The 14,356-nt window shown below is 64.9% G+C and carries 11 protein-coding genes; 5 read left to right on the forward strand and 6 right to left on the reverse strand.

Translation table 11 applies throughout. The features are described 5' to 3' along the window. Positions 1-110: 110 nt before the first annotated feature. Together glpK and C2U70_RS29140 are read left to right on the forward strand one after the other, a co-directional pair. Positions 111-1,610 (forward strand): glycerol kinase GlpK, encoded by a 1,500-nt coding sequence (gene glpK / locus C2U70_RS29135; protein ID WP_140982080.1) that lies wholly within the window; start codon positions 111-113, stop codon positions 1,608-1,610. Continuing rightward, positions 1,610-2,203: a GNAT family N-acetyltransferase gene (locus tag C2U70_RS29140; protein WP_140982089.1), complete on the forward strand. Its 594-nt coding sequence runs from the start codon at positions 1,610-1,612 to the stop codon at positions 2,201-2,203. The genes glpK and C2U70_RS29140 overlap by 1 nt, the downstream gene beginning before the upstream one ends. Positions 2,204-2,208: 5 nt before the next feature. Here the strand turns inward: C2U70_RS29140 and C2U70_RS29145 are convergent, their stop codons facing one another. Further along, complete coding sequence (locus C2U70_RS29145; protein ID WP_140982081.1) at positions 2,209-3,360, reverse strand: BBP7 family outer membrane beta-barrel protein; 1,152 nt, start codon at positions 3,358-3,360, stop codon at positions 2,209-2,211. Between the two features lie 284 nt (positions 3,361-3,644). On the opposite strand from C2U70_RS29145, the gene C2U70_RS29150 reads away from it, so the two are divergent. After that, positions 3,645-5,330, forward strand: coding sequence for a hypothetical protein (locus tag C2U70_RS29150; protein ID WP_140982082.1), 1,686 nt, complete (start codon positions 3,645-3,647; stop codon positions 5,328-5,330). A 46-nt stretch (positions 5,331-5,376) separates the two neighbouring features. On the opposite strand, the gene C2U70_RS29155 is transcribed toward C2U70_RS29150, so the two are convergent. Beyond that, positions 5,377-5,796, reverse strand: a complete 420-nt coding sequence (locus tag C2U70_RS29155) for a DUF6636 domain-containing protein (protein WP_140982083.1) — start codon at positions 5,794-5,796, stop codon at positions 5,377-5,379. Between the two features lie 109 nt (positions 5,797-5,905). On the opposite strand from C2U70_RS29155, the gene C2U70_RS29160 reads away from it, so the two are divergent. Continuing rightward, on the forward strand, positions 5,906-6,535 hold the full coding sequence (locus C2U70_RS29160; protein WP_140982084.1) for a glutathione S-transferase family protein: 630 nt from the start codon (positions 5,906-5,908) through the stop codon (positions 6,533-6,535). A gap of 112 nt (positions 6,536-6,647) precedes the next feature. Here C2U70_RS29160 and metH read toward each other — a convergent pair whose 3' ends face one another. Then, entirely contained in the window at positions 6,648-10,499 is a 3,852-nt protein-coding gene (metH, locus tag C2U70_RS29165) for a methionine synthase (protein WP_140982085.1), read from the reverse strand. A 3-nt stretch (positions 10,500-10,502) separates the two neighbouring features. Continuing rightward, positions 10,503-11,420, reverse strand: coding sequence for a methylenetetrahydrofolate reductase [NAD(P)H] (gene metF, locus C2U70_RS29170; RefSeq protein WP_186294544.1), 918 nt, complete (start codon positions 11,418-11,420; stop codon positions 10,503-10,505). A 386-nt stretch (positions 11,421-11,806) separates the two neighbouring features. Between metF and C2U70_RS29175 the strand changes: the two genes are divergently transcribed. After that, complete coding sequence (locus tag C2U70_RS29175) at positions 11,807-12,820, forward strand: LLM class flavin-dependent oxidoreductase (RefSeq protein WP_140982086.1); 1,014 nt, start codon at positions 11,807-11,809, stop codon at positions 12,818-12,820. A gap of 119 nt (positions 12,821-12,939) precedes the next feature. Here the strand turns inward: C2U70_RS29175 and C2U70_RS29180 are convergent, their stop codons facing one another. Further along, entirely contained in the window at positions 12,940-13,797 is an 858-nt protein-coding gene (locus C2U70_RS29180) for a prephenate dehydratase (protein WP_140982087.1), read from the reverse strand. A 22-nt stretch (positions 13,798-13,819) separates the two neighbouring features. After that, positions 13,820-14,356: 3-deoxy-manno-octulosonate cytidylyltransferase (locus tag C2U70_RS29185; protein WP_140982088.1), on the reverse strand; the 537-nt coding region annotated here is incomplete at its 5' end.

Raw genomic sequence — 14,356 nt, forward strand, 5'->3', positions numbered from 1 at the left:
CGACCCTCCCCCTCCAGGGGAGGGTTGGGAGAGCCAGCTTGACCTTCCCCCTCCAATCCCTTTTGTTGGGCCCGACACAATAAACCTCCCCACATCAGGGAAACGCCACCATGTCTTTCGTCCTCGCCATCGATCAGGGCACAACCTCCTCGCGCGCGATCGTGTTTCGCAGCGACATTTCCATCGCGGCGACGGCGCAGCAGGAGTTTCCGCAGCATTTCCCGGCTTCGGGCTGGGTCGAGCACGAGCCGGAGGACATCTGGACCTCGACCATCATGGTCTGCCGCGACGCGCTGGAGCGCGCCGGACTCAAGGCGCATGACATCGCGGCGATCGGCATCACCAACCAGCGCGAGACCACCGTGGTGTGGGACCGCGCCACGGGCCAGGCGGTGCACCGCGCCATCGTCTGGCAGGATCGCCGCACCGCGGACGTCTGCTCGAAGCTGAAGGCCGAAGGCCACGAGCCGTTGATCTCAGGGAAGACCGGCTTGATCGTCGATCCCTATTTCTCCGGCACCAAGGTCGCCTGGATCCTCGATCACGTCCCCGGCGCCCGGGCGCGCGCCGAGCGCGGCGAGCTGATGTTCGGCACCGTGGATTGCTATCTCCTGTGGCGGCTCACCGGCGGCAAGGTGCATGCGACCGACGCCACCAACGCTTCGCGCACGCTGCTGTTCAACATCCACACCGGCGAATGGGACGATGAGCTGTTGAAGCTGTTGCGCGTGCCGCGCTCGATGTTGCCCGAGGTGAAGGACTCCTCCGCCCGCTATGGCGAGAGCGTGCCTGAGCTTTTCGGCGGCATGATCGCGATCTGCGGCATCGCCGGCGACCAGCAGGCCGCAACCATCGGCCAGGCCTGCTTCGCCCCGGGGATGATCAAGTCCACCTACGGCACCGGCTGCTTTGCGCTGCTCAACACCGGCTCGACGCCGGTGGCCTCGAAGAACAAGCTGCTCACCACCATCGCCTATCAGCTCGGCGGAAAGCGCACCTATGCACTGGAAGGCTCGATCTTCGTCGCCGGCAGCGCCGTGCAATGGCTGCGCGACGGCATCAAGCTGATCAAGCATGCCGCCGAGACCGGCCCGCTCGCCGATCAGTCCGATCCCATGCAGAGCGTCTACCTGGTGCCGGCCTTCGTCGGCATGGGCGCGCCCTACTGGAATCCGCGCGTGCGCGGCGCGCTGTTCGGGCTCACCCGCAACACCGGCCCCGCCGAGATCGCGCATGCGACGCTGGAGAGCGTCTGCTATCAGACCTACGATCTGCGCGAAGCGATGCGCGCCGACTGGCCGGGCGAAAAGGCCGCCAATGTGCTCCGCGTCGACGGCGGCATGACGGCGTCGGACTGGACCATGCAGCGCCTCGCCGATCTCCTCAACGCGCCGGTCGATCGTCCGATGATCCAGGAGACCACCGCGCTGGGTGCTGCCTATCTCGCCGGCCTTGCCGCCGGCGTCTATCCCGAGCCGTCAAAATTCGCCGACAATTGGCGCCTCGAGCATCGCTTCAAGCCGAACATGAGCGAAGCCACGCGCGAGCGAAAGCTCGCCGGCTGGGCGCGCGCGGTGAAGGGCGTGCTGGCGAGCGACGAAGGGGAATGATGATCCTCCCCGACGGCTACTCCGATGTGCCCCGCGGCAAGATCGCCGCGGTCGTCACGCATCTGGAGATGACCGCGCGCCCTGCGCGCCGCGACGATCCACCGGGTGCTTGGACCCTGCGCAAGGTCGATACGCCCCGGCTCGACTGGTACCGCGATCTCTTCCGCCGCGTCGGCGAGGAATGGCTGTGGTTCTCGCGGGCGCGCATGAACGACGCGGAGCTCGCCGCCGTCATCAACGCACCGGGCATCGAAGTCTACGCGCTGAGCGTGGGCGGTCGCGACGAGGGCCTGCTCGAACTGGATTTTCGCGACCCCGGCCAATGCGAGCTGGTCTATTTCGGTGTCACCGCAAGCCTGATCGGCACCGGCGCCGCCCGCTTCCTGATGAACCGCGCGCTCGAGCTCGCCTGGTCACGCGATGTCAGCCGCGTCTGGGTGCACACCTGCACCCTCGATCATCCCTCGGCCGTCGCCTTCTACCAACGCTCCGGCTTCCGCCCGTTCCGCCGCCAGATCGAGATCGCCGACGATCCCCGCCTCGACGGCACCGCGCCGCGCGATGCGGCGAGGCATGTGCCGATCATCGAGTAGCGCGCTCAGTAGCTATACCGCACCCCAAAGCTAAATCCCTGCGCCAGCAGGTTCGTCGTGTTGAGCTGAGGTGCGGGGCGGACGGTGCCGGCGGGCTGTGCCGGCGGGATCAGGGTTGGATTGACCGTGGTGTCGATCAGGCCGCCGACGCGCTGCACGCCGGTCCAGTAGATCAGGTCGTAACCTGCGATCAGCCGCCATTGCGGCGCGATCATGTAGCCGGCCTTGAGGGAAAGCTCCGGCACCACGGAGAAACGCGTCTGGTCGTAATGGCCGATATTGCTGGTCAGCGCGAGCAGGCCGCCCGGCGCGGTCGTGGTCACGCCTGCAAAGGTCGTGCTGGTGAGGCCCGCAATGTCGGCGCTGTTGAGGTTGACGCCGAGCGCGACCTTGCCGCGCCATTCCAGCGACCACGGTCCATTGCGCCACTCGCCCGTCAATCCGAGATCGAGGCCGTGAAAATCGCTCGATGCGTTGAAATTGTCGGTGGCGCCGATGAGCACGCCGAAGAAGGTCGAGTTGGAAGTGATCGACAGCTTGTCCGACGACCTCAGATAGCGATAGCCGACCAGCGCGTTGATACGCTGCCCGCTCCACATCCCCAGATCATGGCGATAGAGCACGCCTGCGCCGTAGAGGCGCGAGGTTTCGCCCGCATTGATGTTGCCGGTGGTGAGCCCGGGAAATCCCACAAGCATCGAGTCCGGTAGCCCGGTCGTTGTGTTGTTGAAGGGACGGGCCAGGATCGGAAAGGCGTTGGTATCGGCGGCGAAGCCGGTCGAGGCGTTCTCGAGCCCGAAGACCGAGGCTTCCAGGCCATGGCTGCGTTGCGGGTCGAACCAATAGCCGGCCGTGATGCGCGCGCCCGAGCGCCATCGATCGTTCACGCTGGCATCGCCGAACAGCACGCTCGTCGTGGGCTGGCCCAGCACGCCCGCCACAATCCCGGGCGTGCCGACCGGGCTCGTTGTAACCAGCGCGGGCAATTTGTCGCCGGTCACGTTCCAGGCGAGGTAATCGATCTCGGCCCAGAACGGATTGAATTCAACGGGTTTTGGCGGCGCTTTCAGCGGCAGATCGGCCGCGAATGAGGACACTATGGTCAGCGCAGCCAGCGCCGCGCCCATCGATGCGGCCTTGAGCATTCCAAGCTTCATGCACGCCCCCAGGTTCCCGCGACTGGAACATGGGTAGTTTGGTTCGGCAAGCCGCGCGCGAGGCGGCCTTGCGCGAAAACCTGGGGCTGTTGCCGCTGGGCATCGCCATGGCGGGCGGCGGGTTTCAATGAAGCCAAACTGAAATACCGCTGAAGCCAGTTTACCGGCCGCGCGACACGCCGTCGAAGCGGTCACCGGAGACCATCGATCCCAGGGCAGAGGGAGCAATTGCGAAAGACGACTATCGATCAAGGCAACAAATTATCCCAGGAAGGGAACTTGCGATGGCGAACACACCCCCTGTTGTGACGATCAACGATCAGTCCGTGCGTATTCTGGCCTGGAATCAGATCACCAATTGGCTGACCTATCTGGATGCCAACGGCAATCCGGCGGTCAAATACCAGTTTTGGGACAGCGGCACGGGCGCCGACAGTGGCTTCATCTGGAGCGACGCGGGCACGGGACAGCTTGCAGCGAACACGACGCTCGAAATCGACGCGGCGGATCTGTCGAAGATCTGGGTGCGCGGCGGAGCCGCCGGTGGCGCCGAGACGATGTGGGTGCGCGCCTTTGACGGCACCGACTGGGGCAATTGGGACAGCTTCACCCTGACGACCATTCCCAACAACAAGCCGGTTGCCAGCATCGGCGATCACACTGTGCACATCGGCGAATGGTCCAATGCCACGAACTGGGTCTCCTATTCGGACGCGGATGGCGAGGCCGCTACGAAATATCAGTTCTGGGACAGCGGAACATCGGCCACCAGCGGTTATATCTGGAGCGACCTCGGCAGCGGACAGCTCGCGGCAAACACGGTCATGGATGTCAATGCCTCGGATCTGTCGAAGATCTGGTTTCGCGGCGGCTCGGCCGACGGCGCCGAGACGATGTGGGTGCGCGCGTTCGACGGTCACGAGTGGGGCAATTGGGACTCGTTCACGCTGACGACCCAGCCGAACAACCGGCCGGTCGCGACCATTGCCGATCACACAGTGCACGTCGATTCATGGGCGAAGATTTCGACCTGGCTATCCTACTCCGACGCGGATGGCGAGGCCGCCACCAAATATCAGTTCTGGGACGGCGGTGCCGGCGCCGGCAGCGGCTATATCTGGAGCGACGCCGGCACCGGCCAGCTCGCCCCCAATACCACGCTCGACGTGGCCGCGGCCGATATCGACAAGATCTGGGTCCACGGCGGATCGGTCACCGGCAGCGAGACGATGTGGGTGCGCGCCTTCGACGGCCACGACTGGGGCAATTGGGACTCGTTCACGCTGACGACGCAGAACAACACGCCCGTCGCCACCATTGCCGATCATTCGGTGCACCTCAATCAATGGGTCCGGGCCTCGAACTGGCTGTCATATTCCGACGCGGACGGCGATGCGGCGACCCAGTACCAGTTCTGGGACGGCGGCAGCGGAGCGACCAGCGGCTTCATCTGGAGCGACCTCGGCACCGGCCAGCAGCCGGCAAACTCGACGCTCACGGTCGCGGCGAGCGACCTGTCGCAAATCTGGTATCACGGCGGATCGGCGACCGGCAGCGAGACGATGTGGGTCCGCGCCTATGACGGTCACCAGTGGGGCAATTGGGACTCCTTCAACTTCACTACCGTGACCAACACACCTCCCGTCGCTGCCATCGCCGACCAAAGCGTGCATGTGAACGACTGGACGCGGGTCACGAACTGGCTCTCCACATCAGATGCGGAGGGCGATGCGGTGACGCGCTATCAGTTCTTCGACGGCGGCACAGCCGGCACCAGCGGCTATTACTGGAGCGACCTCGGCACCGGCCAGCAGCCGGCCAGCACGACGTTCGAGGTCGCGGCGTCAGACGTGTCCCAGATCTGGGTGCGCGGCGGCTCGGTGCCTGGCTCCGAGACGATGTGGGTCCGCGCCTTCGACGGCCTCGACTGGGGTTCTTGGGATTCCTACACGCTGACGACGACGGCGTGAGACGGTGAGTTACGACGGGGTGGCGCGAGCCACCCCGTGCGAATGCTCAAAACACCTCCTGCCTCGCCCGCGACAGCGAGAAGCCGTGCTGCATGGCGTTGAAGCAGGTCAGTCCCGTCTGCTCGGAGCGGCAGGTGAAGCCCGCACGCTGCCACACTTCGCCATAGGGAAGTACGGGGAGCGACGGGTCGTAGACGGTGTCGCCGCGGCAAATGCGCTCGGCCGCACCCCTCGCGGTCATCTCGAAGGCACGGCCATAGTCACCCTCGCAGGGCACCGGCGGTCGCGGCTGGACGGCGATCTCCATCATGTCGCAGCGGAGCGTCGCTGGTCCGTCGAGCGCGAAGAACTGGCAGAAGATGTTCCTCGATGGGGTCTGGAAGCCGGTCGGACGATATTGTGCGCTCGCGCTCGCCGCGGTGAGGAGACATAGCCCAAGCGTGATCTCTGCCAGCCGTCGCATCATGCGTGCTCCCTGGTTCAGGGTTGCCGCGCCCGGGCTTGATCCGGGCCGCCATCAATCTTTAAAGTCTAGATCGCCGGATCGAGCCCGGCCATGACGAGAATCAAATCCCATGATCCTGATCGGCCAATATGATTCCCCCTTCGTCCGCCGTGTCGCGATTGCGCTGAGACTTTACGGCATCGCGTTCGAGCACAGGCCGTGGTCGACCTTTGGCGATGCCGACAAGATCGCGCCTTACAATCCGCTGCGCCGCGTGCCGACGCTGGTGTGCGACGACGGCGAGGCGCTGATCGAAAGCACGATCATCCTGGATTATCTTGACGATCTCGTCGGCGCTGACAAGGCGATGCTGCCACGGAGCGGCATCGAGCGGCGCCGCCATTTGCGCATTTGCGCGCTGGCGTCCGGGCTCGGCGACAAGGGCGTCAGCCTGCTCTATGAGCGCGTCTTGCGGAAGGAGCAGCTCGGGCTGTGGGTCGAGCGCTGTCAGGCGCAGATATCAGACGTGTTGAAGGTGCTGGAAGCCGAGCGCGCCAAGGTAGCGTCGCCGTACTGGCTGGGCGCGCGCATCGGTCATGCCGACATCGCGGTTGCCTGCGTCATCCGCTTCACCCGCGAGGCGCATCCGGCGCTGTTCGACGCCGCGCGCTATCCGGCACTCGCAGCGCACGCCGAGCGTTGCGAGGCGTTGGCGGAGTTCAGGGAGATCGTGCAGCCGCTGATCCCGCCGAAGGGGTGAGTCGGTCTCGCGCGGTCTCGTAGCCCGGATGAGCGCAGCGACATCCGGGACCGGTCCCGCATATCGCTGCGCTCATGCGGGCTACGACTGCCCCTCCACGGGAGGGTGGTCGCTACCCCGCGCCGACCTTCTTCTTCCGCCACACCAGATGCACGGCGCAGGTGCAGCCCGGCGGATGCGAGGCGAGGTCGTTGGACGCAACATCGTTCGCGGGCTTCGCCGCAAACGCTGTCTCGTCCTTCGCGCGGGCCGGAATGTAGTTCAGCACCGGCGCCAGCCAGCGTTCGGTCTCGGCGACACTCATGCCCTTGCGCGCAGCATAGTCCTCGACCTGGTCGCGCTCGATCTTGCCGACGCCGAAATAATAGCTCTCGGGGTTCGCAAAATAGAGCCCGGACACGCTCGAGCCCGGCCACATCGCAAAACTCTCGGTCAGCTTCACGCCGGCGGTGGCTTCGGCGTCGAGCAGCTCGAACAGCGTCTTCTTCTCGGTGTGATCGGGCTGCGCGGGATAGCCGGGCGCGGGGCGGATGCCAGAATATTTTTCGAGGATCAGCTCTTCGTTCGACAACGTCTCGTCCGGCGCATAGGCCCAGAACTCGCGGCGCACGCGGCAATGCATGCGCTCGGCGAAGGCTTCGGCGAGGCGATCGGCGAGCGCCTTGCACAGGATCGAGGAATAGTCGTCATTGGCCTTCTTGAAGCGGTCGGCGACGGCGTCCTCGCCGATCCCGGCTGTCACCACGAAGCCGCCGACATAGTCGGGCACGCCCGCGGGCGCGATGAAGTCCGAGAGCGCGGCGTTGAAACGGCCCTCGCGCTTCTCGAGCTGTTGGCGCAGCGTGTGCAGCGTCGCGATCTTTTTCGTCCGGCCCTCGTCGGCATAGACGGCGATGTCGTCACCATCGGCATTCGCCGGCCAGAAGCCGATCGTGGCGCGCGCGCGGAACCATTTTTCCCTGACGATGGTGTCGAGCATTTTTCGCGCGTCTTCGTACAGGGACCGCGCGACCTCACCGACCTTGGCGTCGTCGAGGATGGCAGGGAATCGGCCGGCCAGCTCCCAGGTCTGGAAGAACGGCGTCCAGTCGATATGGGGCACGAGCTCGGCGAGATCGTAATCGTCAAAGGTCTTGGTGCCGAGGAAAGTCGGCTTCACCGGCGGCTTTGCGGCAAAATCCACCGGCACGCGGTTGGCGCGGGCATCAGCGAGCTTCAGCCGCTTCTTGTCGGCCTGCGCGCGGAAATGCGCATCCGAGATCTTTGCGTATTCGGCGCGCACTTCGGCGGCATAAGCCTCGCGCTTCTCCGGCGACAGCAGCGCGGACGCCACGCCGACGGCGCGGCTGGCGTCGTTGACGTGCACGACGGGGCCGGCCTGATAGCTCGGGTCGATCTTCACAGCGGTGTGCACGCGGCTCGTGGTGGCGCCGCCGATCAAGAGCGGCAGCTTCAACCCTTCGCGCTGCAATTCGCTGGCGAAGAACGCCATTTCATCAAGGGAGGGCGTGATCAGGCCGGACAGGCCGACGATGTCGGCTTTCTCCGCCTTCACGGTCTCGACAATCTTGGCCGCCGGCACCATCACGCCGAGGTCGATGACCTCGAAGTTGTTGCACTGGAGCACGATGCCGACGATGTTCTTGCCGATGTCGTGGACGTCGCCCTTCACGGTCGCGAGCACGATCTTGCCGGCCGAGCTTGAACCCTCGGTGCCGATGCCATTGGCGAGGTTGCGCGCCTTCTCTTCCTCCATGAACGGCATGAGATAGGCGACCGCCTGCTTCATGACGCGGGCGGATTTCACGACCTGCGGCAAGAACATCTTGCCGTCGCCGAAGAGATCGCCGACCACGTTCATGCCGGCCATCAGCGGCCCCTCGATCACGTCGAGCGGACGCGAGGACGACGCGCGGGCTTCTTCCGTGTCCTGCTCGATGAACTCGGTGATGCCGTGGACCAGCGAATGCGACAGACGCTTGGCCACCGGCCATTCGCGCCAGGCGAGGTCGGCTTCCTTGGTTTCGGTCTTCTTGCCGCGGAATTTTTCCGCAAGCTGCAGCAGCCGCTCAGAGGCGCCGGGATCGCGGTTGAGGACGACGTCCTCGCAGGTCTGGCGCAGCTCCGGATCGATGTCGTCATAGACGATCATTTGCCCGGCATTGACGATGCCCATATCCATGCCGGCCTTGATGGCGTGATACAGGAACACCGAGTGCATGGCCTCGCGCACCGGCTCGTTGCCGCGGAACGAGAACGACAGATTGGAGACGCCGCCGGAGATGTGCGCGCCCGGCAGGTTCTTGCGGATCCAGCGCGTCGCCTCGATGAAGTCGACGCCGTAATTGTTGTGCTCCTCGATGCCGGTCGCGATCGCAAAAATGTTGGGATCGAAGATGATGTCCTCAGGCGGGAAGCCGACCTTGTTCACCAGGATGTCGTAGGCGCGCTTGCAGATCTCGGTCTTGCGCGCAAAGGTGTCGGCCTGGCCGGCCTCGTCGAACGCCATCACCACGACCGCCGCGCCGTGGCGCCGCGCGATCTTGGCCTCGTGAATGAACTTCTCCTCGCCTTCCTTCATCGAGATCGAGTTGACGACCGGCTTGCCCTGAACGCATTTCAGGCCGGCCTCGATCACCGAGAATTTTGACGAGTCGACCATCACGGGGACGCGAGCGATATCGGGCTCGGCGGCGACGAGGTTGAGGAAGGTCACCATCGCGGCTTCGGAGTCGAGCAAGCCCTCGTCCATGTTGACGTCGATGATCTGGGCGCCGTTCTCGACCTGGTCGCGCGCGACCTGCAGCGCAGCCGTATAGTCGCCGGCAGTGATCAGCTTGCGGAAGCGGGCCGAGCCCGTGACGTTGGTGCGTTCGCCGATGTTGACGAAGGGAATCGCGTCCGTCAGCGCAAACGGCTCGAGGCCGGAGAGGCGCAAGCGCGGCTCGATCGCAGGAACGATGCGCGGCTTGTGCGGGGCGACGGCAGCGGCAATCGCCGCGATATGGTCGGGCGTGGTGCCGCAGCAGCCGCCAACGATGTTGACGAGGCCGTCGCGCGCGAACTCGCCGATCAGGCGCGCCATATACTCGGGGCTCTCGTCATACTGGCCGAACTCGTTGGGCAGGCCGGCATTGGGATAGGCGCAGACGAGCGTATCGGCGACGCGGCCGATATCGGCGATGTGGGCACGCAGATCTTCCGCGCCGAGTGCGCAGTTGAAGCCGATGGTGACCGGCCTTGCGTGCTGCACCGAATGCCAGAACGCTTCCGGCATCTGGCCCGAGAGCAGGCGGCCGGACTTGTCGGTGATGGTCCCCGACACCATCACGGGCACGTCGATGCCGCGCGCTTCCGTGATCTCGGCGATCGCATAGAGCGCCGCCTTGGCGTTCAGCGTGTCGAAGATGGTTTCGACCAGCAGCAGGTCGACGCCGCCGTCGAGCAGGCCGTTGATCTGCTCGCCATACGATTTTCTGAGGTCGTCGAAGGTCACGGCGCGGTAGCCGGGATTCGCCACGTCAGGCGAGATCGAGGCGGTGCGGTTGGTCGGGCCGAGGGCACCGGCGACGAAGCGCGGCTTGCCATCCTCGGCGCTGACACGCGTCGCGGCATTGCGGGCGAGGCGGGCGCCTTCGCGGGCCATCTCGTAGACGATGTCGGTGAGGTCGTAATCGGCCTGCGCGATCGACGTCGTCGAAAACGTGTTTGTCGCGACGATGTCTGCGCCGGCGCGCAAATAGGCGGCGTGGATGTCCTCGATCGCCTGCGGCTGGGTCAGGATCAGCAGATCATTGTTGCCGCGGAGGTCGCGGTGAAAATCCTTGAACCGCTCGCCGCGGAAGGCGGCTTCGTCGAATTGCAGCGCCTGGATCATGGTGCCCATGGCACCGTCGAGCACGAGGATACGGTCGCGGGCAGCGGCTAGCAGCGCAGTGCGCTTGGGCGAAACGGGTACGGTCATTAATCAGGCAGCTTTCTGGGCGCTCTTGGCGCGAATACCGAGCAGATGGCTGATCGCGAACACGAGATCGGCACGGTTCATGGTGTAGAAATGGAAGGTGTCGACGCCGTGCTTTGCCAGCTTGTGCACCTGGCCGGCGGCAACCGTTGCCGCAACGAGTTTGCGCGTATCGGCATCGTTGTCGAGGCCGTCAAATTTTTCCGCGAGCCAGTTCGGCACCGTGGTGCCGGTGCGGGTGACGAAAGCTCTCGCCTGCTTGAAATTGTGCATGGGCATGATGCCCGGCACGATCGGGATGTTGATGCCGCGGGCGCGGACGCGGTCGAGATAACGGAAGTAAAGATCGTTATCGAAGAAGACCTGCGTGATGGCGCGCGTCGCGCCCGCGTCGACCTTGGCCTTCAACGTATCGATATCGGCGTCGAAGTCGCGCGCTTGCGGATGCTTTTCCGGATAGGCCGATACGGACACCTCGATGTCGGCATGCCGCTTCTTGATGCCTGCGACGAGCTCGGGCGAGCTTTGGTAACCGTCGGGGTGGGGGATGTAGGGCGTGCCGATGCCGCCCACGGGATCACCGCGCAGGCCGACGATGTGACGGACGCCGACCTCGTGATAGCGGTCGACGATCTCGTCGATCTCGCCGCGCGAGGCGCCGACGCAGGTGAGATGCGCGGCCGGCAGCAGCGCGGTCTCCTTCAGGATGCGCGCGATGGTGGAATGGGTGCGCTCGCGGGTCGATCCTCCTGCGCCATAGGTCACCGAAACGAATTCCGGCTCCAGCGGCGCGAGCCGGTTGATGGTCTCCCAGAGGCTGCGCTCCATCTCCTCGGTCTTCGGCGGGAAGAACTCGAACGAGATCGCGGGACGCTTCACGGCGAGGAGCCCGTCATTCTCGGCAGGCGTCGTCGGCTCAGTCATGGCAGCACTCACTCCGGTCATTTCAGGCGCGCGGTCGGGTCTAGTTGGGAGGTGCTAAGATAAGTCAAAGGCCGCGGGCAGCACAGCCCATCGGCGATGGGAAGTGGCCCACTTTTCTCATTAGAGCTGATATTTTGTACTGTTTTGGTGACGAAGTGGGAAGTGCGTAAATATCAATAAGATATTGTAATATCAATCACATAATTGAGTATCGTTCGAACGAGGAGTGTAGCAATCCGCGTTGGGCAGCATGAAAACTGCGTTAAGCTTGTATTTCGAATCCCATCGCGAGAGAGCCCTGCAACCGGAGATCTCACCGCCTGCACACGCCAGATCTGCGTCGGCGGGCCATTGCCCGCCCGCTGCCGCGCACTAATTTAGCGGCCATGCTCCCGCTCTCAGTTCTCGACCTTTCCGTCGTCACCACAGGCACAAAACCTGCTGCTGCCTTGCGCAACAGCATCGATCTGGCGCGCCATGTCGATGGGCTCGGCTATGTCCGCTATTGGCTCGCCGAGCATCACAACCTCGCCTCCGTCGCGAGTCCGGCGCCCGACGTCATGATCGGGCAGATCGCGGCGGTGACAAAGCATATCCGCGTCGGCTCCGGCGGCGTGATGCTGCCCAACCACGCGCCACTCGTGGTCGCCGAACGCTTCAAGATGCTGGAGGCGCTGTTTCCCGGCCGCATCGATCTCGGCCTCGGCCGCGCGCCCGGCACCGACGGCGCCACCGCCTATGCGCTGAGAAGCCGGCTCGACCGCCGCGAGGGCGACGATTTCCTGGAGCGGCTGCACGAGCTCTGCCTCTGGGAGACCCGCGATTTCCCGCAAGGACATCCTTACAACAACGTCGTCGCGATGCCCGACGACACGCCGCTGCCGCCGATCTGGCTGCTCGGCTCCAGCGATTATTCCTCGGAGCTCGCGGCCCAAGTCGGAATGGGTTTTGCCTTCGCGCATCACTTCGCATCACACGACGCTGTTGATGCGATGGTGACCTATCGTAACCGCTTCACGCCGTCAGCCTGGCGCCAGACGCCGCACGCGATTCTCGCCGTCGCGGCCATCGCCGCCGATACGGATGAAGAGGCGGAAAAGCTGGCCGCGTCCTACGACCTCAACCGCCTGCGCCGCGACCGCGGCCAATATCTGCCGCTGCCGAGCGTCGAGGAAGCGCTGGCCTATCCCTACAGCGATGCCGAGCGCGCTTCCGTGGCCCGCGGCCGCTCCCGCCTGTTCGTCGGCACGCCGGCAACGGTGCAGCGAAAGCTGCAGCCGCTGATCGATGCCAGCAAGCCCGACGAGCTGATGGTGATCACGCCGACCTACGACCACGAGGCGCGAAAGAAATCGTATTCGCTGCTGGCAGAGTCGTTTGGGCTGGTGAAGGCTGCCTAGCCTCTCGTGCCCCGGACGCAGCGCAGCGCGCCGCTCTTCGCGGCTTGGTGCGCTGCAGAGCCGGGGCCCATTGTGGCTCCTGGGTCCCGGCTCGCGCTTCGCGCGTCCGGGACACGAGACTACTCCCGCGTCTCGCTGAACGTCGCGCGGAACGGGTGTCCCGGATAGACGCCGACGATGCGAAACTCGCGCGAGAAAAACTTCAGCTCCTCCAGCGCAAAGGCCAGCCCCTTGTCGTTCGGATGCCCGTCGACGTCGGCATAAAACTGCGTGGCGAAGAAATTGCCGTCGACCATGTAGCTCTCGAGCTTGGTCATGTTGACGCCATTGGTGGCAAAGCCGCCGAGCGCCTTGTAGAGCGCCGCCGGCAAATTGCGCACCCGGAAAACAAAAGAGGTGACCAGCGGGCCCGAATTTTGCTCGGCCCATTTCGCCTCGCGCGCCAGCACCACGAAGCGGGTGGTGTTGTGGGCTTCGTCCTCGACGTCCTCGGCGAGGATGTCGAGGTCGTAGATCTTTGCCGCGAGCCGCGAGGCGATCGCGGCGACGCTCTTGTCCTTGCGCTCGGAGATGTCGCGCGCGCTGCCGGCGGTGTCGGCGGCGACGATTCCCTTGATGCCGAGCTTGCGGATGATGCGCCGGCACTGGCCGAGCGCGTGCACATGGCTCTCGACGCTCTTGATGTCGGACATCTTGGTGCCCTTGATCGCCATCAACTGGTGCCGGATCGGCAGAAACCATTCGCCGATGATGAAGAGGCCGGAGGCCGGCAGCAGGTGGTGGATGTCGGCGACGCGGCCCGCAACCGAGTTCTCGATCGGGATCATGCCGAGATCGGCCTCGCCCGACGAGATCGCCGACAGCGCGTCCTCGAAGGTGGCGCAGGGCATCGGCTCGGCGTCGGGATAGGCCTCCGCGATGGCGATGTGGGAATTGGCTCCAGGCTCGCCCTGGAATGCGATCTTCATCTTGCTCATGGTGGGGCCTTGTAACAGCCGCTCAGGATTTGGAAAGCAGTCTGCGGGCGGTTTCGAGGTCGGCGGGGGTATCGACACCGCGGGGCACGCTGTCGACGACGGTGAAGTCGATGCGCATGCCGGCCTCCAGCGCCCGGAGCTGCTCCAGCTTCTCCTGGAGTTCCAGGGGCGAGGGCGGAAGTGAGACGAACCGCTCCAGCGCGGCGCGGCGGTAGGCGTAGAGGCCGATATGATGATACCGCGGCCCGTCGCCATAGGGCGCCGTGGCGCGGGTGAAGTACAGCGCCCGCATGCGCCGGCCGCCCAACGAGCTGCCCACCGCCTTCACCACGCTCGGCGCCAGGTCCTCCTCCTCGGTGTGGATCTCTGAGGCCAGGGTCGCGATATCGACGGCGGGGTCGGCGAGCGGCGGCAGCACGTCCCTGATATTGTCGGTCGTGATGGTCGGGAAATCGCCCTGCAGATTGACCACGATCTCGGCTTCGCCCGCCGGATCGAGCTTCTGCATGGCCTCGTGGATGCGGTCGGAGCCGGAGGGGTGCTCGGGGCGGGTCATGAC

This window comes from Bradyrhizobium guangdongense, assembly GCF_006483445.1.
In the GTDB taxonomy this organism is placed as follows: domain Bacteria; phylum Pseudomonadota; class Alphaproteobacteria; order Rhizobiales; family Xanthobacteraceae; genus Bradyrhizobium; species Bradyrhizobium guangdongense_A.

Excerpts from the sequence above, each read along its gene's own strand:
- metF (WP_186294544.1), bottom strand. The coding sequence starts at position 11,420 with ATGACTGAGCCGACGACGCCTGCCGAGAATGACGGGCTCCTCGCCGTG.
- C2U70_RS29145 (WP_140982081.1), bottom strand. The coding sequence starts at position 3,360 with ATGAAGCTTGGAATGCTCAAGGCCGCATCGATGGGCGCGGCGCTGGCT.
- C2U70_RS29160 (WP_140982084.1), top strand. The coding sequence starts at position 5,906 with ATGATCCTGATCGGCCAATATGATTCCCCCTTCGTCCGCCGTGTCGCG.
- C2U70_RS29140 (WP_140982089.1), top strand. The coding sequence starts at position 1,610 with ATGATCCTCCCCGACGGCTACTCCGATGTGCCCCGCGGCAAGATCGCC.
- C2U70_RS29180 (WP_140982087.1), bottom strand. The coding sequence starts at position 13,797 with ATGAGCAAGATGAAGATCGCATTCCAGGGCGAGCCTGGAGCCAATTCC.
- glpK (WP_140982080.1), top strand. The coding sequence starts at position 111 with ATGTCTTTCGTCCTCGCCATCGATCAGGGCACAACCTCCTCGCGCGCG.
- C2U70_RS29175 (WP_140982086.1), top strand. The coding sequence starts at position 11,807 with ATGCTCCCGCTCTCAGTTCTCGACCTTTCCGTCGTCACCACAGGCACA.
- metH (WP_140982085.1), bottom strand. The coding sequence starts at position 10,499 with ATGACCGTACCCGTTTCGCCCAAGCGCACTGCGCTGCTAGCCGCTGCC.
- C2U70_RS29150 (WP_140982082.1), top strand. The coding sequence starts at position 3,645 with ATGGCGAACACACCCCCTGTTGTGACGATCAACGATCAGTCCGTGCGT.
- C2U70_RS29155 (WP_140982083.1), bottom strand. The coding sequence starts at position 5,796 with ATGATGCGACGGCTGGCAGAGATCACGCTTGGGCTATGTCTCCTCACC.